General features: G+C 65.9%; 17 protein-coding genes. 9 read left to right on the top strand and 8 right to left on the bottom strand.

Annotated features, from left to right (window positions below):
* Nucleotides 1–71: 71 nt before the first annotated feature.
* From K7I12_RS06740 to nfi, 3 genes are all read right to left on the bottom strand, one after another.
* Entirely contained in the window at nt 72–503 is a 432-nt protein-coding gene (locus tag K7I12_RS06740; protein ID WP_231663635.1) for an OsmC family protein, read from the bottom strand.
* 213 nt (nt 504–716) lie between these two features.
* Entirely contained in the window at nt 717–1271 is a 555-nt protein-coding gene (locus K7I12_RS06735) for a DUF1415 domain-containing protein (protein WP_031382893.1), read from the bottom strand.
* A 263-nt stretch (nt 1272–1534) separates the two neighbouring features.
* A complete protein-coding gene (gene nfi, locus K7I12_RS06730; RefSeq protein WP_231663632.1) occupies nt 1535–2302 on the bottom strand; it encodes a deoxyribonuclease V in 768 nt (255 codons plus the stop codon).
* A gap of 133 nt (nt 2303–2435) precedes the next feature.
* Here nfi and K7I12_RS06725 point away from each other — a divergent pair, with 133 nt between their 5' ends.
* Together K7I12_RS06725 and K7I12_RS06720 are read left to right on the top strand one after the other, a co-directional pair.
* Complete coding sequence (locus tag K7I12_RS06725; protein WP_231663629.1) at nt 2436–3689, top strand: exonuclease SbcCD subunit D; 1254 nt, start codon at nt 2436–2438, stop codon at nt 3687–3689.
* The gene (locus K7I12_RS06720; RefSeq protein WP_231663627.1) at nt 3686–6979 is read left to right on the top strand and encodes an AAA family ATPase; all 3294 of its coding nucleotides are present in this window, start codon (nt 3686–3688) and stop codon (nt 6977–6979) included. Before K7I12_RS06725 ends, K7I12_RS06720 begins: the two co-directional genes overlap by 4 nt.
* A gap of 37 nt (nt 6980–7016) precedes the next feature.
* Here the strand turns inward: K7I12_RS06720 and wrbA are convergent, their stop codons facing one another.
* The gene (gene wrbA, locus K7I12_RS06715; RefSeq protein WP_231663625.1) at nt 7017–7622 is read right to left on the bottom strand and encodes an NAD(P)H:quinone oxidoreductase; all 606 of its coding nucleotides are present in this window, start codon (nt 7620–7622) and stop codon (nt 7017–7019) included.
* A gap of 307 nt (nt 7623–7929) precedes the next feature.
* On the opposite strand from wrbA, the gene argE reads away from it, so the two are divergent.
* Together argE and K7I12_RS06705 are read left to right on the top strand one after the other, a co-directional pair.
* A complete protein-coding gene (gene argE / locus K7I12_RS06710; RefSeq protein WP_231663623.1) occupies nt 7930–9087 on the top strand; it encodes an acetylornithine deacetylase in 1158 nt (385 codons plus the stop codon).
* An 86-nt stretch (nt 9088–9173) separates the two neighbouring features.
* Nucleotides 9174–9935: a FadR/GntR family transcriptional regulator gene (locus tag K7I12_RS06705; RefSeq protein WP_231663621.1), complete on the top strand. Its 762-nt coding sequence runs from the start codon at nt 9174–9176 to the stop codon at nt 9933–9935.
* Between the two features lie 29 nt (nt 9936–9964).
* Here the strand turns inward: K7I12_RS06705 and K7I12_RS06700 are convergent, their stop codons facing one another.
* The 4 genes from K7I12_RS06700 to K7I12_RS06685 form a co-directional block, all read right to left on the bottom strand.
* Entirely contained in the window at nt 9965–11764 is a 1800-nt protein-coding gene (locus K7I12_RS06700; protein WP_231663617.1) for an IlvD/Edd family dehydratase, read from the bottom strand.
* A 151-nt stretch (nt 11765–11915) separates the two neighbouring features.
* Nucleotides 11916–13319, bottom strand: coding sequence for a sugar porter family MFS transporter (locus K7I12_RS06695; protein WP_231663614.1), 1404 nt, complete (start codon nt 13317–13319; stop codon nt 11916–11918).
* 182 nt (nt 13320–13501) lie between these two features.
* Nucleotides 13502–14383: an SMP-30/gluconolactonase/LRE family protein gene (locus tag K7I12_RS06690; protein ID WP_031382880.1), complete on the bottom strand. Its 882-nt coding sequence runs from the start codon at nt 14381–14383 to the stop codon at nt 13502–13504.
* Nucleotides 14380–15150 (bottom strand): SDR family NAD(P)-dependent oxidoreductase, encoded by a 771-nt coding sequence (locus K7I12_RS06685; RefSeq protein ID WP_031382879.1) that lies wholly within the window; start codon nt 15148–15150, stop codon nt 14380–14382. The genes K7I12_RS06690 and K7I12_RS06685 overlap by 4 nt, the downstream gene beginning before the upstream one ends.
* A gap of 317 nt (nt 15151–15467) precedes the next feature.
* On the opposite strand from K7I12_RS06685, the gene K7I12_RS06680 reads away from it, so the two are divergent.
* The 5 genes from K7I12_RS06680 to K7I12_RS06660 all read left to right on the top strand — a co-directional run.
* Entirely contained in the window at nt 15468–16700 is a 1233-nt protein-coding gene (locus K7I12_RS06680) for an ROK family protein (protein ID WP_031382878.1), read from the top strand.
* A 219-nt stretch (nt 16701–16919) separates the two neighbouring features.
* Nucleotides 16920–18074: a fumarylacetoacetate hydrolase family protein gene (locus K7I12_RS06675; RefSeq protein ID WP_031382877.1), complete on the top strand. Its 1155-nt coding sequence runs from the start codon at nt 16920–16922 to the stop codon at nt 18072–18074.
* Nucleotides 18075–18105: 31 nt separating this feature from the next.
* Complete coding sequence (locus K7I12_RS06670) at nt 18106–18282, top strand: hypothetical protein (protein ID WP_201448171.1); 177 nt, start codon at nt 18106–18108, stop codon at nt 18280–18282.
* A gap of 35 nt (nt 18283–18317) precedes the next feature.
* A complete protein-coding gene (gene araD1, locus K7I12_RS06665) occupies nt 18318–19322 on the top strand; it encodes an AraD1 family protein (RefSeq protein ID WP_031382876.1) in 1005 nt (334 codons plus the stop codon).
* 71 nt (nt 19323–19393) lie between these two features.
* On the top strand, nt 19394–19845 hold a 452-nt coding region (locus K7I12_RS06660; RefSeq protein ID WP_231663612.1), incomplete at its 3' end, for an aldehyde dehydrogenase family protein.

The raw sequence follows: 19845 nt of genomic DNA, 5'->3' as shown, positions 1-19845 counted from the left end.
CCGGTTTGGTCTGTCCTTGCGCCGCCATGAGCCGAGCGATGACGTGTTCGAGCGCTATCCGGCGGCCAGACTCAATTCTCGAGCTTGGCGTCCAGGGTGATGTTGGCCTTGAACAGCTTGGACACCGGGCACCCTTCCTTGGCCTTGTTGGCCGCGGTCTCGAAGGTCGACTGGTCGGCACCGGGGATCCTGGCGAGCGTGTCGAGATGGATCGCCGAAATGGTGAAGCCGCTGTCGTCCTGCTCCAGGGCCACGGTGGCCTGGGTCTTGATGCTCTCGGCCTCGAGGTTTTCCTCGCCGAGGATCATCGACAGCGCCATCGAATAGCAGCTGGCATGCGCCGCGCCGATCAACTCTTCGGGATTGGTGCCCGGCTGGCCCTCGAAGCGCGTGTTGAAGCCATAAGGGATTTCCGTAAGCGCACCGCTCTCGCTGGAAACGCTGCCCTTGCCCTTCTTAAGGCTCCCCTGCCACTGCGCGGATCCTTTCTTCTGAATGCTCATGTCGTCTCCTTTGATTGGCCGATGGCAGGCATGGCCTGCCTCGCGCAAGCGCTGTTGCCGTGCGACGGCTTGCGCCCATTTCACTGTAGCCGATGGACGGGCGTTGCGGACAACGCACTGCACCCTAACTCACCAGTGCCACTCTACGACATGGCCGCCCGACTGCGTGCTTTCAAGGGCAAGCCCCTGGGAAAGCGATTTCCGATAGTCCGTTCAGGGCTCGTCCGCCGTCCGTTCGGCGTCCAGTCGGGCATTGCCCAGACGCCGCATCAACGCGACGTTGCGTTCGGGGATGGCCTGCGGGTCCGGGTAGCTGTCCAGCACACGGCTCACGCTGGCCTCGCGCAGCAGATGCAGCATCGGCCATGGCGAGCGGTTGGTGGCATTGGCCGGGTCGTCGGGCTCGGCGCCGTCGAAGCGGTAATCGGGATGAAAACTCGCCAGCTGATAGACGCCGCTGTAACCCTCGGCCTCGAGCAGCGCCTCGGCGAGATCCAGCAGATCCAGGTAGTCCTCGAAATCGGCGACGCCGCTGGGCAGAATCAGCAGCGTGGTCTCGATGGCCGGCGACGCGTCGAGCGCGCGGCAGGCCTCGACCAGCGCCAGCAACGCCGTCTCGACAGCATCCGCCGCCAACACCTGGTAGCGGATGCTGTCGCGACGCACCTCGCGGGCGGCAAACGGGCAGATATCGTGGCCGACGACGAAGCGCGCAACCCAATTGCGGGTCGCGGCGATCACGGCGGCTTCGGTTGGATAAGCGGACATGGCGGCAAGCCTTGGTTGGATGGAGTCGGGATACAGCGTACCGAGAGTATACCCAGGCAAGGTGCGAGCGGGTCTCGTCCCGTTATCGCGAATAAATTCGCTCCTACGAAACCCGGTCTGGACGGCCCACTGGGTATGAACCTGGAGGTTTTTGTGGGAGGGAACTTGTTCCCGATTGGCGCCGCCAGGCACCCTGGTATGGTCAAGCAAGTAACGCTATCGAGATTGAATTCGCTCCCACGCGAGACGGCAGAGCACTGGGTTTATAGCCGCGAACCGCCCGGCTCGACGAAGCGGCTGCCGCGCCGCGAGGCGATACGATCCGCCAGCCGCGTCGGTTCCGGCAGCTTGGTACGGCCCAGGCAGGCGATCGTCCAGTCCAGCGCGGTGGCCAGGCTCAGCCGATGGCCCGGCGAGACGATCACCGGCTTGACGTTCTGCCGCGAGCGCAACAGGGCGCCGATGATCACCCGGCCGCTGGCATCGACCGGCGCGTCGCCCGGGTCCTCGTCGCGACGCTTGTCGCTCAGCGCGGTCCACTCGCCTCTGGCCTCGGGTATCTCGCCATGCCGACCGCACAGGCGTTTCTTGGCCACCCCGAGGGTCGGCAGGTCGAGCCACAGGCCGAGGTGCGCAGCGATACCCAGACGGCGCGGATGGGCGATACCCTGGCCATCGACCATTACCAGGTCGGGGCGCCGCGACAGGCGTTCGAAGGCGCTCAACGCCGCGGGGAGCTCGCGAAACGACAGCAGGCCGGGAATGTAGGGCATGGGGGTCGGCTCGCGGTGCACGATCTCGTCGACGGGGGTCAGATCCGGCCAGTGTAGCAGCACCACCGCGGCGCGGGTGGTGGCGCCTTCGTCCTCGAAGCCGATGTCCATCCCGGCGATCCACTCGACGTCGTCGAGGCGATCATGGCGTTCGACCCGCGGGACAAGTTCACGCTGCAGGGCGATCGCCTGTTCGGGTGTCAACGACCAATCGTGAAGCGGCTCGCGCGGTAAGGATTGAAGCGAAGTATCGGGCATGGCGGCAAGGTCCTTTTGTCGTCCTTGCCCCGAGTCTAGCAGTCAGGTTTCATGCGCCGAAACGAGCTGGACCCGCTTCGCCGAGGCGCTACACTGGGCGCACTTTTTTCACCAGCCGGCTCAGGAGCTCACCGTGAAACTGCTGCACACCGCCGACTGGCACCTGGGCCAGACCTTCCATGGCCAGGAACGCCACGCCGAACACCAGGCGTTCCTCGACTGGCTGCTCGAGACCCTGGCGCAGCGCCATAGCGACGCCCTGCTGATCGCCGGCGATATCTTCGATGTGGTCAATCCCTCGCTGCGCGCCCAGCAGCAGCTCTACGACTTCATCGTCAGCGCCCACCAACGGCTGCCACGGCTCGAGATCGTGATGATCGCCGGCAATCACGACAGCGGCGCACGCATCGAGTTGCCCGGGCCGTTGCTGGAGCGCCTGCGTACCCATGCGCTGGGGCGCGTGACATGGCTCGACGACGGCCAGGGCGAGACTCGCCGCCTCGCTGCCGAGCGGCTGTTGATACCGCTCGAGGCCGCCGATGGCCAGGTCGCGGCCTGGTGCCTGGCGCTGCCCTTCCTGCGCCCCGCCGAAGTCACCGGCGGCGCGCATGGTGACGATTACGTCAGCGGCGTCGAGCGCGTTCACCGCGAGCTGATCGCCTGCGCCGAGGCGCGACGTCGACCCGGCCAGGCGCTGGTCGCCATGAGCCATGCGCATATCCAGGGCGCCAGCGTGTCGGCCGACAGCGAGCGGCCGATCGTCATCGGCGGCGAGGAGTCGCTGCCCAGCACACTGTTTCCCGCCTCGCTGGCCTATGTCGCCCTCGGCCACCTGCACCGCCCGCAGCAGGTCGGCGAGGCGCGCATCCGCTACAGCGGCTCGCCGCTGCCGATGGATTTCTCCGAGATCGACTATCCGCATCAGGTCGTCGAGGTGACCCTCAACGGCGAAGCGCTGGCCGGCTGCGAGGCGATCCGCGTGCCGCGCGCGGTGGCCCTGCTGCGTGTCGGCCCGGCCCCGCTCGACGCAGTATTGGCGAAGCTCGAGGCCCTCGATAGCGACCCCGAGGCCCCGCGCGAGCGCTGGCCCTGGCTCGAGGTACGCGTCGAGCTCGACGCCCCGCGGGTCGACCTGCGCACCTGTATCGAGCAGGCGCTCACCGACAAGGCGGTGCGTCTGATCCGCATCCAGTCGCTGTATGCCGGCAGCCGCGACGCCAGCGCGCTCGACGCTGCGCCCCAGCAGGCCCCCGAACCGGCGGCGCTGTTCGCCCATGCCTGGGAGCAGCAGTTCGGCGCGCCGCCGGACGACGATGTGGTCGGCGATTTCGCCAGCCTGCTCACCGAGCTCGTCCATGCCGACTCGGCGGAGGATGCCGACGCGTGAAGATCCTCGCCATTCGCCTCAACAACCTCGCCTCGCTGGCCGGCGAACATGCCATCGATTTCACCAGCGGGCCGCTCGCCGACAGCGGGCTGTTCGCGATCACCGGGCCCACCGGCGCCGGCAAGAGCACCCTGCTCGATGCCCTGTGCCTGGCGCTCTACGGCAACACCCCGCGGCTGCGCCAGGCGCCGTCGCGGGACTCGCTGGCCCCCGATGTCGGCGACGAACGGCTGATTACTGCCGATCCGCGCACCCTGCTGCGGCGCGGCACCGCCAGCGGCTACGCCGAGGTCGACTTCGTCGGTCGCGACGGCGCGCGCTACCGGGCGCGCTGGTCGGTACGCCGCGCCCGCAACCGCCCCGACGGCCGTCTGCAGGCCGTCGATCAGACGCTCATCGAGCTGCCCGGCGAACGCGTGCTGGCCAGCCAGAAACGCGATTTCGAGCGCCTGCTGCCACAACGTCTGGGGCTCAACTTCGAGCAGTTCACCCGCGCCGTGCTGCTCGCCCAGAGCGAATTCAGCGCCTTTCTCAAGGCCGACGACAACGCCCGCAGCGAACTGCTCGAACGGCTCACCGATACCGGCATCTATTCACGCATCTCGATCGCCGCCTACCAGCGCGCCAAGCAAGCCGCCGAGCGGGTGCGCGCCGTCGAGGCACGTCTCGACGGCGAGCCGCCGGCCGAGCCCGCCGCGCGTGTCGCGCTGGAAGACGCGGCACGCGATGCCGACCGCGACTGGCAGGCGATCCAGCAGCGCGAGAAAGCGTTGCATGCCGAACAGGCCTGGCTCGACCAGGAATACAGCCTGCGCCAAGCCTGGCAACGGGCCGAGCGCGAAAACGCCGCCAGCGATGCTGAATGGCACGCGCTCGGCGCGACGCGTCAGACGCTCGAACGGCTCGAGACCCTGGCCGCGAAGCGTGGCGACTTTCACGAACGCGACCGGCTGGCCCACCAGAGCGATGAACTCGGGACCCGGCTCGCCGAGACCCAGGCAAAGCGCCAGGCCAGCGATGCCCGGCAGGCCGAGCAGGACCGCGCCTTCCAGGCCGCCGACGCATCCCAGGCCGCGGCCCGCCAGGCCCAGCGCGATGCCCAGCCCGCCTTGCAGGCCGCCAGCGAGAGTCGCCAACGGCTCGACTATTTACGCCACGAACTTGATGCGCTCGACGCCGAACACCGCCGCCTCGGCGAGCGCCGCGTCAAGCTGATCAGTGAGCTGGACGACCAGCGCCGACAGCGCCAACAAAAGGGCGAGGAACTCGCCGCTCTCGAGCAGCGCCTTGGCGGCGACCCGGAGCGAGCCCGCCTGGCGCTACAGGCCCGCCACGACGAGATGCGTCAACGCCACGCCGAGCTCGACGCACTGCGTCATGTCACCCAACGCTGGCAGGCGCTCGATGCCGAATACCGGGCGCTCGACGAACGCCAGCGCCACGATCAGGACCGGCAGCAACGCCTGCTCGCCGAGGGTAGACAGGCCCGCGGCCGGCTCGACGCCTGCCAGCGCGACGCCGAGCGTTGCCACGCCAGCATCCAGCGCCTGCGCGCGGCGCGCGGCGAGCGGGTAGAGGCGCTGCGCGCCCAGCTCGAAGCCGAGCACCCCTGCCCGGTCTGCGGTAGCCACGAGCATCCCTACCGGCATGCCCCGCCGCCCTCGCCCGATCAGGCCGCCCTGGCGGCGAGTATCGCCGAGGAGGATCGCCAGCTGGTCGAGGTCGACCGCGCGCTCGCAGCGGCCCGCGACGAACATCAACGCCTCGCCGCCGATTATCAGGCGCTGCGCGCGCAAGGCCAGCAACGTCAGCGACGCTTGGCGGAGCTGAGCGAGTCGCGCGATGCGGTGCGCCGGGAACTCGACGCCCAGCCATTGGCCGGCGAATACCTGGCCGACGAGGTCGACCGGGATGTCGAGCGCGACGCGGGCTGGCTGGACGAGCAGCTCGCCGCCAGCCGCCTGCGGCGCGACGAGCTCGCCGCCAAGCTGACCCGACTCGATGACGATCGCCGCCACCAGCAACCGCTGCGCGAAGCGCTCAACCGCCACGATCTGGCGATCGGCCGGCAGCAGAGCCAGCTCGAGCCGCTCGACAGCAGGCTGGGCGAGATCGACCGGGCCCGGCCGCCCCGACGCGCGCAGTGTGCCGAACTCGAGCGCGACATCGCCGCGCTGCTTGGCACGCACGCGAGTATCGATTCCTGGCGGGAGGCGCTGGAGCGCGCCTGCAGCGAGGCCCAGCACAATGCCGACCAGGCCCGCGAAGCGCGCGACGCCGCACGCCTGGAAAGCCAGCGCCTGACCCAGCAACAGCACGACCTAATGATACGTGTCGAGCAGACCCGGGAGGCACTGCGTGCGCTGAGCGCCGAACTCAGCGCCTGGCAGGCCGCCCATCCGGCGTTCGACGAGGCCACGCTGGCCGAACTGCTGGCGATGGACGACGTCGCGCAACGCGCGTTGCGCGAACGTGTCGAAAACGCACACAGGGTACGGGAAGCCTGTCGGGTGCGCGCCGGCGAGCGCCGCGACGCCTTGCTCGGACATCGCCGTCAAGGGCTCGATGAGACCGATCGAGAGGCTCCCGAAAACGACCACGCGCGCCTCGACCGGCGCCGCGAACAGGCTGGCCAGGCCCGGGAAGCGTTGGCCCCCGCCGGCGAAGCCGCCCAGCAGCAGCGCGATCGGGCGATGGCCGCGCTGCACGACGACGACCGCCGCCGGGCCCGGCAGCAGGAACTACAAGCAACGCTAACGGCGGCGCGGGACGAACACCGTCGCTGGGGACGCATCAGCGAGCTGATCGGCTCCGCCGACGGCAAGGCCTTCCGGCGTATCGCCCAGGCCTATAACCTCGAGCAGTTGCTCGCCCACGCCAACCAGCACCTCACCGGCCTCACCCGGCGCTATCGGCTGGCCCGCGGCGGCAGTCCGCTGGGCCTGCTGGTCGTGGATACCGAGATGGGCGATGAACGCCGCTCAGTGCATTCGCTATCCGGCGGCGAGACCTTTCTGGTCTCGCTGGCGCTGGCATTGGGCCTGGCGTCGATGGCCTCCGGCAAGCTCGACATCGAGACGCTGTTCATCGACGAAGGCTTCGGCAGCCTCGACCCGCATTCGCTGGCATTGGCCATGGAAGCGCTCGACGGCCTCCAGGCCCAGGGCCGCAAGGTGGGCGTGATCTCCCACGTGCAGGAGATGCACGAGCGTATTCCGACCCGCATGCGGGTCGAGCCGACCGGCAATGGCGCCAGCCGGATCGTTCAGGAAACCACGCAGCCGGGCTGACCGGGACGGCACAGGCCCGCCCAGGCTTAACCCGACTTCAACCGGCCAGCTTGGCGGTGAGCTTGGCCACGTGTTCGCCCTGGAAGCGGGCGATGGTCAGTTCGTTGTCGCTGGGTTGGCGGCTGCCGTCGCCGCCGGCCAGGGTCGTCGCCCCGTAGGGAGTGCCGCCGGAGACCTCGCCGAGTTCGGTGAGCGCTGCGCAGGAATACGGCACCCCCACCACCACCATGCCCAAGTGAAACAGCATGGTGTGGATCGAGGTCAGGGTGGTTTCCTGGCCGCCGTGCTGGCTGGCCGTGGAGGTAAAGGCGCTACCGACCTTGCCGACCAGCTTGCCCTGGGCCCAGACGCCACCGGTCTTGTCCCAGAAGTTGCGCATCTGCGAGGTCATGTTGCCGTAGCGGGTGGGCGTGCCGATGATGATCGCATCGTAATCGACCAGCGCATTGGGGTCGTCGAGCACCGGTGCTGGCTGATCGCGCTTGTAGCCCGATTGCTCGGCGACATCGTCGGGCACCAGTTCGGCGACGCGGCGGATGTCCACCTCGCTGCCGGCGACGCTGCGCGCGCCTTCGGCGACGGCATTGGCCATGGTCTCGATATGACCATAGCTTGAATAATAGATCACCAGAATGCGGCTCATGACGGCTCCTTGTTCAGGATAGGCTGAAAGATGAATCGAGCAGATGAATGAAAGTCCGTCTTCAAGATAGGCCATGCCGGGCGCCTGGTCAAAAGCCTGCCGGCTCGGCTGGCACGCATGTTAGGCTGGACGCAACAAGGAAGCGCTGAACAAATAGGTGAGCGGGATGAAGCGCAAGGCGTACGGAGCACAGGAACCAGAGCATATGGGTTATATGTGAGGGTTCCGCGCACCGCACAACGCAGCGATTCGCCCGCGCAGACATTTGTGCAGTGTTTCCACAGTCCCGGAGCCCATCGGAGCCTTCATGCGATCCGCCCAGCAACTCCTCGAAACCCTCGTCGGCCATCCCAGCGTGTCACGTGACTCCAACCTGGAGCTGATCCGCTTCATCGAAGGCTACCTCGACGAGTTCGAGCTGCCCTACCGGCGCATCGAGAACGACGACGGCACCAAGGCCAACCTGCTGGCCCGTATCGGCCCCCGGGTCGAAGGCGGCGTGGTGCTGTCGGGCCACACCGACGTGGTGCCGGTGGACGGCCAGCCGTGGACCAGCGACCCGTTCTCGTTGACCGAGCGCGACGACGGCCGGCTCTACGGGCGCGGCAGCTGCGACATGAAGGGCTTCATCGCCTGCGCGCTGGCCCAGGTGCCACGCTGGGTGGAGCAGGAGCTGACCCGGCCGATCTATCTGGCGCTGTCCTACGACGAGGAGGTCGGCTGCATTGGCGCGCCGCGCCTGATCGAGGCCCTGATGGCCGACGAGCCGCGTCCCACCGCGGTGATCGTCGGCGAGCCGACGCTGATGGCGCCGGTGGTCGCGCAGAAGGGCATCACCAACCTGCGCACCACGGTGAGCGGTCGCGAAGCGCACTCCAGCCAGGTCGACCAGGGCGTCTCGGCGATCCACGCCGCCGCTCGGCTGGTCAGTAAAATCGAGGACATCATGGCCGAGCTGACCGCCGAGGGACGCGTCGACGAGGCCTTCAACGTCGCCCACTCCAGCCTGCACGTGGGCAGGATCCAGGGCGGCACGGCGATCAACATCACCGCCCGGGAGTGCCAGTTCGACTGGGAGATCCGCCATCTCCCGCAAGACGGTTTCGACAGTGTATTCGCTCGTTTCGACGACTATGCCCGCCGCCTCGAGGCCGAGTTGCGCGAGCGAGCACCCCAGGTGAGCATTCATACCGAGCACCTCACCGACACCGTGCCGGCACTGGCCGATCGCGACAACGCCGCAGCCCTGACGCTGTGCCGCGAGCTGCTCGGCGAGCGTGACAGCGAGGCGGTGGCCTACGCCACCGAGGCCGGCCAGTTCCAGCGTGTCGGCCTGTCCACCGTGATCTGCGGCCCGGGCAGCATCGCCCAGGCCCATCAGCCCGACGAGTATCTTGAAATTGACCAGCTCGATGCCAGCTCGACGTTCATGCAGCGGTTGGGCGATCGCCTGGCGAGCCGCTGACCAGTGCGCGCGTCACACCTAAGTGACATTGCCCAAATGTTGAACATATGTCAGCGTGAATCAAACACTGGTTGGAAACTCCTAACGTGAAGGCAAAACAACACAAGTCACCACTGCGACCCAGTGTCGCCGAGGTCCTTGCCGAATCCATCTTTTCCGGGCATTACCAGCCCGGCGACTTCGTCCCCAAGGAACTCGCGCTGTGCGAGCAGTTCGCCATCAATCGCTCGGCGGTGCGCAGCGACCTGCGTCAACTGGTCGACCTGGGGATCATCGAACGCATCTCGGGCCACGGCTCCAAGGTTCGCGAATACGCCGACTGGAACATCCTCGATCCGCAGGTCACCGCCTGGATGACTCGCTACGCGGCGCCGAACGCCAAGGTGCAGCGCGAGATCCTGACCTTCCGCCTCGACGTCGAGCCTTATGTCGCGATGACCGCCGCCAGACGCGCCACGGCGCGCGACCTGGTGACGCTCGAGGAAGCCTTCGAGGGCATGGGCCAGTATCTGCACAATGCCGACAGCGGCGAGGCGCGGCGGTTGCACAGCGATTACGACGTGGCCTTTCACGAGGCGATCTTCAAGGCGACCCACAACATCGTCTGGGCGCAGCTCTCGCATATTCTGCGCCCGTCCATCTACCTGCTGGTGTCGATGTCCAACGTCAGCGAGACCGACGACCCGGCCAAGAGCCTGGAACGCCATCGGCGGTTGATGGAGTGCATCCGCGCCCGCCAACCGCGCGAAGCGTTCCGCGCGGCCCAGGCGGTGCTGGCCGGCACCGCCAAGGCGCTCGGCCTGGAAGCTCCCAAAACGTCGCTGGGACGCAGCGTGGAGCTCGACTGAGCCGCCTTTCCCAACACACAGCAAGCCATTCAGTGATTGTCGCGGGGCGGCGAGCGGCGTGCCACGTCGCGATACCGGGTCGCCGGTTCCAGGGTCATGCCACGATCGAGCGGCTCCACCAGGCTGCGCTGGATCTCCTGCCACGGCGTCTGGTGCGGTGGGTAGGCATAGCCGCCGCGGGCGGCCAACGCTTCGCGGCGCGCCTCGAGCGTGGCCGCGTCGAGCAACAGGTTGGCCTCGCCACGGCGCAGATCGACGCGAATGCGATCGCCGGTCTCGAGCAGCGCCAGGCCCCCGCCCGTCGCCGCCTCGGGCGAGGCGTTGAGGATCGACGGCGAACCGGAGGTGCCCGACTGGCGTCCGTCGCCGATGCACGGCAGCGACTCGATGCCCTGACGAATCAGCGCCTCAGGCGGCTGCATGTTGACCACCTCGGCACTGCCCGGATGGCCCACCGGCCCGGCGCCGCGCATGATCAGGATGGTGTTCTCGTCGATCGCCAGGTCGGGGTCGTCGATACGCGCATGGTAATCCTCGGCGCCGTCGAACACCGCCACGCGGCCCTCGAAGGCGTCGGGGTCCTCGGCGCGACTCAAGAAGCGCCGGCGAAAGTCGCTGGCGATCACGCTGGTCTTCATCAGCGCCGAATCGAACAGATTGCCCTTGAGGTTGATGAAGCCGGCCGCCTCGACCAGCGGGTTGGCGTAGCGGCGGATCACGTCGTCGTCGCTCGTCTCGCGGCCGGCGGCGTTGGCGGCCAGGCTCTGGCCGTTGACGGTGATTACCTCGCCGTGCAGCTTGCCGGCGCCGAGCAGTTCGCTGATCACCGCCGGCACGCCGCCGGCGCGGTAGAACTCCTCGGAGAGATAGATGCCTGCCGGCATGACATTGGCCAGCAGCGGGATCTGGTGGCCCAGGCGCTGCCAGTCGTCGTTGTCGATCTCTATGCCGGCGTGGCGGGCGATGGCGTTGATGTGCACCGGCGCGTTGGAGGAGCCGCCCAGTGCCGAGCACACCACGATGGCGTTCTCGAACGCCTCGCGGGTAAGAATATCGCTGGGCCGCAGATCTTCCCAGACCATCCCGACGATGCGCTCGCCGGTCTGGTAGGCGACCATCGAACGTTCCTTGTAGGGCGCGGGGATCATCGCCGAACCCGGCAGGCTCATGCCCAGCGCCTCGGCCATCGAGTTCATGGTCGAGGCGGTGCCCATGGTGTTGCAGTGGCCCGCCGAGGGCGCCGAATCGGTGATTCGGGCGAGGAACTCGGGGTATTCGATGTCGCCGGCCGCCAGCCGCTTGCGCAGCTCCCAGACCACGGTGCCCGAGCCCACCCGCTCGCTGCCCCGCCAGCCGTTGAGCATCGGCCCGCCGGAGAGCACGATCGCCGGGATGTTGACCGTGGCCGCCGCCATCAGGCAGGCCGGGGTGGTCTTGTCGCAGCCGGTGGTCAACACCACCCCGTCGAGCGGGTAGCCATGAAGTATCTCGACCAGTCCCAGATAGGCCAGGTTGCGATCCAGCGCCGCCGTCGGCCGCCGCACGTTCTCGTGGATCGGATGCAACGGAAACTCGAACGGCACGCCGCCGGCGGCGCGGATGCCGTCCTTGACCCGCTTGACCAGCTCGATGTGGTGGCGGTTGCAGGGCGTGAGGTCGGACCCCGACTGGGCGATGCCGATGATCGGCTTGCCGCTGGTCAGTTCTTCCAGGGTGATGCCGTAGTTCATGTAGCGTTCGATGCACAGCGCGGTGGTCCCGGGATGCTCGGGGTTGTCGAACCACCAGCGCGAGCGCAGCTGCTCGGGCGTGATCTTCTGACTACTCATGGGTGCGATGCCTTGAACCAAATGGGAATGCTGAAATGAGGCGACCGGTCACTGATGCACCGAGCCGCCTATACCGGAGAGAGTAGTCTATCCAATCATCAGCGTATGTTGAACAAACGAACTATATGTTCAACATACAGTTGGCATCAGGTCACTCATAGGACATGGCTTCCAGCTCTCTGCCCTTGGTTTCCTTGACGAACTTGATGACGAAGAAGGTCGAGATCACGGCACAGAGCGCATAGAATCCGTAGGCGCCGGTCAGCCCAACCGAGGCCAGCATGATCGGGAAGGTCATGGTGATCGCGAAATTGGCCAGCCACTGGAACAGCCCGGCGATGGCCAGCCCCGATCCACGCATCTGATTGGGAAACATCTCCCCCAGCATGACCCACATGACGGGCCCCCATGAAACATTGAAGAACAGCACGTAGGCATTGGCGGACAATAGCGCGATAACCCCCATATCGTCTGACAGCGACAGCGAGCCATCGACCATGCTGGCCGTGGAAAAGGCATAGGAGAGTATCGCCAGGGTGACCGACATGCCTACCGAACCGCCCCACAGCAGCGGCTTGCGGCCGATCCGGTCGATCAGCGCAATGGCGATCAGACAGGCACCGATACTCACCGCCCCGCTGATCACGTTGATCAGCAACGCATCGTTCTCGGAAAAGCCGACGGATTGCCATAACACCGCACCGTAGTAGAACACCACGTTGATGCCGACCAGTTGCTGGAAGACCGCCAGGCCGATCCCGACCCAGACGATACTGTGGACCTTGCCGGTCGCTCGATTGATCACATCGGAGAGGCGTGGCTTATGGCTGCTGGAAAGGGTTTCCTTGATCTCCACAACCTTCGCTTCCAGCTCGCTCTCGGCGTAAGTCAATGCCAGCACCTTTCTGGCCTTGTCTTCCTTGCCCGCACTGATCAGGTAACGTGGGCTTTCCGGAATGAATAACAACGCTGACAGAAAGAACGCCGCCGGCAGAATCTCGATCCAGAACATCCAGCGCCAGGCGGCGAAATCAAGCCATAACGCCGAAACGGATGAGCCCGCGATCTGTGCCAGCAGATAATTGCTCAGGAAAGACACGAACAGCCCGGAGATGATGGCTACCTGCTGAATCGTTGCCAGGCGGCCACGCACACGTGACGGCGCAATCTCGCTGATGTACGCAGGCGTCATGACGCTTGCCGCGCCCACGGCGATCCCGCCGAGAATGCGGTAAATGACGAACTCCAGCGACGATTCCGCAACACCGGAGCCCCAGGCGCTGATAAGGAAGAACGCGGCAGCGACCAGCAGAATGGTACGTCGGCCATAGAGATCGGCCAGGCGGCCGGCGAAGAACGCCCCGGCGGCAGCGCCCAGCAATATCGAGGCGACATTGAATCCCGTACCCACGCTGTCGGAATCGAACGCCGACTGCAAGCCGTCAACGGTGCCGTTGATGACCCCGCTATCGAAGCCAAACAGGAAACCGCCGATCGCAGCGATACAACATATGATGAAGATATAGACGGGTTGTCTTTTACTTGTTGCTGGCATGCTTTACTCCTTTATTTTCGTATTGTTTTTTGCTTATCAGGTTTGAAAGAAGCTAATTTGAAGCGAACGCCGACTGCGCGGAGCCGAGCAGTGTGGCGACGGAGACGCTCATCAGGATCTTTCTGGGATGGCTTGACATGGCTACTCCCGTCTTGTTGTTGGAGCGTGACAAGGGCGGTCGTTCAGCGCGTGACGCGCGGTTCGATCAACCCGGGGTTGGGCGCGGGCATGGCGAACAAGCTGCCCGCCGACGGCCATTGCCGTTTTTCGGCGTCGCTTAGATGCTGCGTGGCCGTGGTGATGTAAAGCGTCCTGCGGTCGGTCCCTCCGAAAGCCACCATGGTGGGGTGCGGGCAAGGCAAGGCATGGCTTTCCAGGAAAGCGCCATGGCGATCGAACCTGGCGATCCGCCCGCCCCCGTAGAGCGCGCACCAGTAGTCGCCCCGGCTGTCGACCGCGGCGCCGTCCGGCACCCCGGGCAGGTCGTGATCCGCCAGATCGATCCATGGCTCACCCGCCTCGAGCGTGCCGCGTTCGGCATCGAAGGCGTAACGCCAAACTTGGCGGGTTGGCGAGTCGCTGTGGTAGGCGAAGCGGCCGTCGGGACTGAATGCCAGGCCGTTGGAGATGGCCAGCGCGCCCTTCACCGAGGTGAGGCGTTCGCCGTCCAGGCGATACAGGCTGGCACTCGGCGCCGCTTCGGTGGCGTCGATCGTGCCCACCCAGAATCGCCCGAGCGGATCGCAGCGGCCATCGTTGAAGCGATTGCCGGCTCCATCGAGCCATTCGGGGTTGGCGACGATCCGCGTCTTTTCGCCGCTGCCAGGGTCCAGCCGGTAGATCCCCGAGCGCGCGGCGACGATCAGCCCCGCGTCGCCCAACGCCAGGCAGCCCAGCGGCTCGCCCAGCGCGACACTATACGGTGCGGCGTCACTCCCGGGCCGCCAGCCGTAAACCAGTCCGCGGTTGATATCCACCCAATGCAGGGACTCGTTCGCCGCGTCCCACACGGGGCTCTCGCCCAGGCTCATGTCGAGCGCGACGGCGACGGCGGGCGCGCTCACCCCCAGCCTCCATCGACCGGGATCTCCTGGGCGCTGATCTGGGCGCTATCGTCGGCGGCGAGAAACAGCGCCGTTGGTGCGATATGCTCGGCTTCCAGGCGTACCTTCAGGCATTGGTGGGCCTGGATGTTGGCCTCGTCCTCGGGACTGATCCATTTATCGAGCTGGCGCTCGGTCATGACGCTGCCGGGCACCAGAGTGTTGACGCGAATGCCATGCGGGCCCAGGTCGCGGGCCAGGCTGCGCGTCAACCCGTGCACCGCGGCCTTGGCGCTGACATAGGCGGCCATGTCGCCGAGCGCCAGGCGCACGCTGACCGAGCCGAAGTTGATGATCGAACCGCCGCCCGCCTCGCGCATCTGCTCGGCCACGGCCTGAATGGTGAAGAACATCGGTCGCAGGTTGAGCGACATCCGCTCGTCCCAGTAGGCCACGTCGACATCGCGCCAATCGTGGCGGTCATCGTTGGCGGCGTTGTTGATCAGCACGCGGATGGGACCCAGCGTCTCGCCGACCCGAACGATGGTGGACTGCAGGGCTTCGACATCGCGGATATCGCAGAACTCGAAACACGGGGCACGGCCGGTTTCCCGCTCGAGTTCCTCGACCAGCGCCTCGCTCGCCTCCCTGGCGATATCGACGAACACCACCCGGGCGCCCTGGCGATGAAAGGCACGTGTCAGGGCGGCGCCGATACCGCTGCCGCCACCGGTAATGAACACCACGCGCTGTTCGAGGCTGGGGTACCGCGCTGAAGGGTGGGTCATATCGGCTCCTGTTTTCTTCGCTTTGTTTCGCTGTTTTAGGGGCTGAAAGACTAGCCACGCTTGACGCCCCTACAGCAACCAAGCGCACGATGTGGCTGGCTTCGAGTGAGATTTAATTTAGCACATGAATTAAATACAGCCACATGGCACTTTAGTCGCTTCGACAAAAGGCGAAAAAGCAAGGATTGGGATGTGCAGACGAGCAAAAAATCGGCCCAAATGAATCGTTTATTGGATTACCCCCGTTCGATTGGCATTTTTCCTTAAATCTTTTGGCGCTATATAATTAGCAACATGAATTAATTAGAGGTCTCTTCATGGTCGCCCCGGTCACCGACTCGATACGCACCGACAACACCTTGGCACTGATCCGTTCGCTGCGCGCCCATGGCGCCATGGCGCGTGTCGATCTGGCAGCCGCCAACCAGTTGAGCTCGGCGACGGTGACCTCGATCAGCGGGGAACTGCTCGAACGGGGCGTCGTCGTCGAGCGTCCACTGTCCACCCAGAACCTCGGCCATCGCGGCCGCCCCAAGACGCTGATAGCCCTGGATCCTAACGTGGCCTGCGTCATCACCATCAAGCTGTCGATCAATGAAGTGCGCTTAACGGTAGGCAACTTCTGCGGCGATCTGCACTACAGCGATACCCAGGCGATCGATACGCTGAGCTTGACGGCCGAGGCGCTGATCGAGTTGCTGATCCAGCACATCGACGGCCTGAGCCAACGCCTGGCGGCCACCTCAGGCCCGGTCGCCAGTATCTGTCTGGCCGTACAGGGAATCGTATCCCCGATACGCGGCAGCATCGTCTGGTCGCCGGCCTTCGCCCTGCGCAATGTCGATGTCGTCTCTCCGCTCCGGGCCCGCTTCGCCTGCCCGGTTCAACTGGATAACGACGCCAACTGCATCTCTGCAGCGATTACCAGCCACCCCGACTACATGACCATCCCCAACCTGGCGGTGATCATGCTCGGCTATGGCGTGGGCATGGCGATCATGATCGATGGCAAGCCCTATCTCGGCGCCCACGGTTCGTCGGCGGAGTTCGGGCATACCAAGTATGAATCCAACGGTGCGCTCTGCGCCTGCGGCAAGCGCGGCTGTATCGAGGCCTATGTCAGCGACTACGCGCTCTATCGGGACGCCCACACGCTGTTGACGCTGCCCGCCGGCGATAGCGCCCATCCCTCGGAAGAACAGATGCAGGCGCTGGTGCGGCTCGCCGAGAACGACAACCCGATCGCCCGGCAGATATTCGCCAAGGCGGGGCAGGTGCTGGGCACCGGCATCGCCAACGTGCTGGCGTTGTTCAATCCCGACCAGGTACTGATCACCGGCTCGGGCGTGCGCGCCTATGACCAGCTCAAGCCCAGCCTCGACCAGGCACTGAATGATGCGCTGGTCGAGGAACTGATCGGCCAGACGCGCCTCACCACTTACAGTTGGGACCACGACATGACCTGCATGGGCGCTATCCAACTGGCCCTGAAGGCGGCCGATCATCGGCTGGTACAACTTGATCGTTCGCAGGCCCTGCCCCTGGCCTGAGTCGCCACGCTTGCGCATGGCGCCAAACCGAGGCTGGCAAGCCGACGCAACTCGTCGGTCGACGGAGCGAACTCGCCAAGTCTGTAAGAGCAATTCGAGTCACGCCCTACGAAAGTATATGTTGAACATATATACTCTATGTTCAACATTTAAGGCCGCCTTGATCGAAGACCACACTGATCGAAGACAACAACATTTGACTGAATAGGCTCATAGACCATGCACACCCACGCACTGCTGCCTCGGGATATGCCCGACAACCGACTGCTCGGCCGGCTCTGGGACCCCGAAAGCCAAGGCCCGCGTCTGGTCACGGTGCGTAGCGGCTGGCTGCACGACATCAGCGCTCTGGCGCCGACGCTCAGCACGCTGCTCGAGCGCGACGACCTGACGGCGTGTATTGAGGCGGCCGCCGACGCCCCGCTGGTTAGCGTGGACGGATGCCTGACGAACTCGCTCGACGCCCAGGGCGATCCTGATCGCCAGTACCTGATGGCACCCTGCGATCTGCAGGCGATCAAGGCCTGTGGGGTAACGTTCGCCAGTTCGATGCTCGAGCGGGTGATCGAGGAGCAAGCCCGCGGCGACGCCAGCCTGGCGGCATCGATCCGCGAAACCATCGAGGAGCTGATCGGCGACGACCTGTCGCGTCTCGAACCGGGCTCCGAAGACGCCGCCACCCTCAAGCGCCGGCTGATCGACCTGGGCGTCTGGTCGCAATACCTCGAGGTCGGCATCGGTCCCGATGCCGAAGTCTTCACCAAGGCCCAGCCGATGTCCTCGGTGGGCTTCGGCAGCCAGGTGGGCATCCATCCAGCCTCGGCCTGGAACAATCCCGAGCCCGAAGTGGTGCTGGCGGTGGACTCTCGCGGCCGGGTGCGCGGTGCGGCGCTCGGCAACGACGTCAATCTGCGCGATGTCGAGGGCCGCTCGGCGCTGCTGCTGGGCAAGGCCAAGGACAACAACGCTTCCTGCGCCATCGGTCCCTTCGTGCGGCTGTTCGACGAGGCGTTCGGCATCGACGACGTGCGCCGCATGGAGGTGCATCTCGAGGTCGAAGGCGGCGACGACTATCGCCTCGAGGCGATCAGTTCGATGGCGCAGATCAGCCGCGACCCGCTCGATCTGGTCGAGCAGACGATTGGCGCCCACCACCAGTACCCCGACGGCTTCCTGCTGTTTCTGGGCACGCTGTTCGCACCGACCCAGGACCGTGGCAAGCCGGGCAGCGGCTTCACTCACAGGATCGGTGATCGCGTCACCATCGCCGCGCACCAACTCGGCGCGCTGATCAATCCCGTCGAGCGCTGCGATCGGATTCGCCCCTGGCGGTTCGGCAGCGGCGCCCTGCTCGACTATCTGACCCGGCGGTAATAACAGCCGCCGGGACTGATCGGTCCGTGTGGTGGCACGAACCTTGTCGCCGCCGTTGGGCCCGGCCACGTTCAACCTGAAGGGCGTGGCGTCGTCGGAGATCAGCCTCAAGGACGTCGTCGTGTCGCTGCTGCCGTTCATCGCCAACCAGCTGTGCATGCTGCCGGTCCTGCTATCGTGGTCCAACCTGGCGATGTGGCTGGTATGACGATCAACCCGCTACACTGCTCAAGGGAGCCATTTATGCGACTGATACAATGCGAACACCAAAGCCGGTTGCGCGTCGCGCTGGTCGAGGATGAGCGGCAAGTTCGCCTGCTGGACGCCGAATACGGCACCTACGGCCTGGCACAGCACGCCATTCGCGAAGGGCAGACGCTGAGCGCGGCTGCCGAGGCCGCGCTGACCGATACGCGGCTGGACTATGCCAAACTGATTGCCGAAGGCCGCCTGCGCACGCCGCTCAGCCACCCCGATCCGGCCCATTGCTTGATCAGCGGCACCGGCCTGACCCACCTGGGCAGTGCCGATACCCGCTCGGCGATGCACGCCCAGATATCGGATCAGGCCCAGGCCGCCAAGGAAGCGCTGACCGACTCGATGCGCATGTTCAAGATGGGCGTCGAAGGCGGCAAGCCCGCCGTCGGCGAGATCGGCGCCCAGCCGGAATGGTTCTACAAGGGCGACGGCGGCATCGTCGTCGATCCCGAAGCAGCGCTGTCGGTACCGGCCTTCGCCGAGGATGCCGGTGAGGAGCCCGAACTCGCCGGACTGTACGTGATCGGCGACGACGGCCAGCCGTGGCGGGTGGGTTACGCAATCGGCAACGAGTTCTCCGATCACGTCACCGAGCGCCATAACTATCTGTGGCTGGCCCACTCGAAGCTGCGCGCCTGCAGTTTCGGCCCGGAGCTGCTGATCGGCGAGCTGCCCGAGCACCTCGAGGGCACCAGCCGCATCGTGCGCGATGGCAAGACACTCTGGGAAAAGCCGTTTCTCACCGGCGAGGCCAACATGGCGCATAGCCTGGCCAATCTCGAATACCACCATTTCAAGTATCCGGGGTTCCGGCGCCCCGGCGATGTCCACGTCCACTTCTTCGGCACGGCCACCTTGAGCTTCGCCGAGAACGTCCGCACCCAGGAGGGCGATCGCTTCGAAATCGAGCTGCCGGCGCTGGGTCGCCCGCTACGCAATTCGCTGACGTTCGTCGCCGACGACGGCGCCACCACCGTCAACGCGCTCTGATTCATAGTTCTTCATAGCCAGACTCGTATCGTCGATACGACACGCTGCAGCATCATTCTCAGGAGGAAGTCATGACCTTGGAAGGCAAACTACTCATCGGCCAGCAGGCCGTCGCTGGGGCCAGCGAGCCGATTCAGGCCATCGACCCGAGCACCAATCAACGCCTGGAGCCGGCCTATGCCGGCGGCACCGCCCACGACGTCGATCGCGCCTGCGGCCTCGCCTGGGCGGCCTTCGACCGCTACCGCGAGACCTCGCTGGAGGAACGCGCGACGTTCCTCGAGACGGTAGCCTCCGAGATCGAGGCGCTCGGCGACACGCTGATCGAGCGCGCGGTGGCCGAATCCGGCCTGCCCCAAGGCCGCATCGAGGGCGAGCGCGGCCGTACCTGCGGCCAGCTACGGCTGTTCGCCCAGGTGGTGCGCGCCGGCGAGTGGCTCGACGTGCGCGTCGACCCGGCGCTGCCCGAGCGTCAGCCGATGCCGCGGGTCGACCTGCGTCAGCGCCACATCGCGCTGGGCCC

The sequence above is a fragment of the Halomonas sp. IOP_31 genome, from assembly GCF_021151495.1.
In the GTDB taxonomy this organism is placed as follows: domain Bacteria; phylum Pseudomonadota; class Gammaproteobacteria; order Pseudomonadales; family Halomonadaceae; genus Modicisalibacter; species Modicisalibacter zincidurans.
This window is presented reverse-complemented; position numbering and strand designations above follow the sequence as displayed.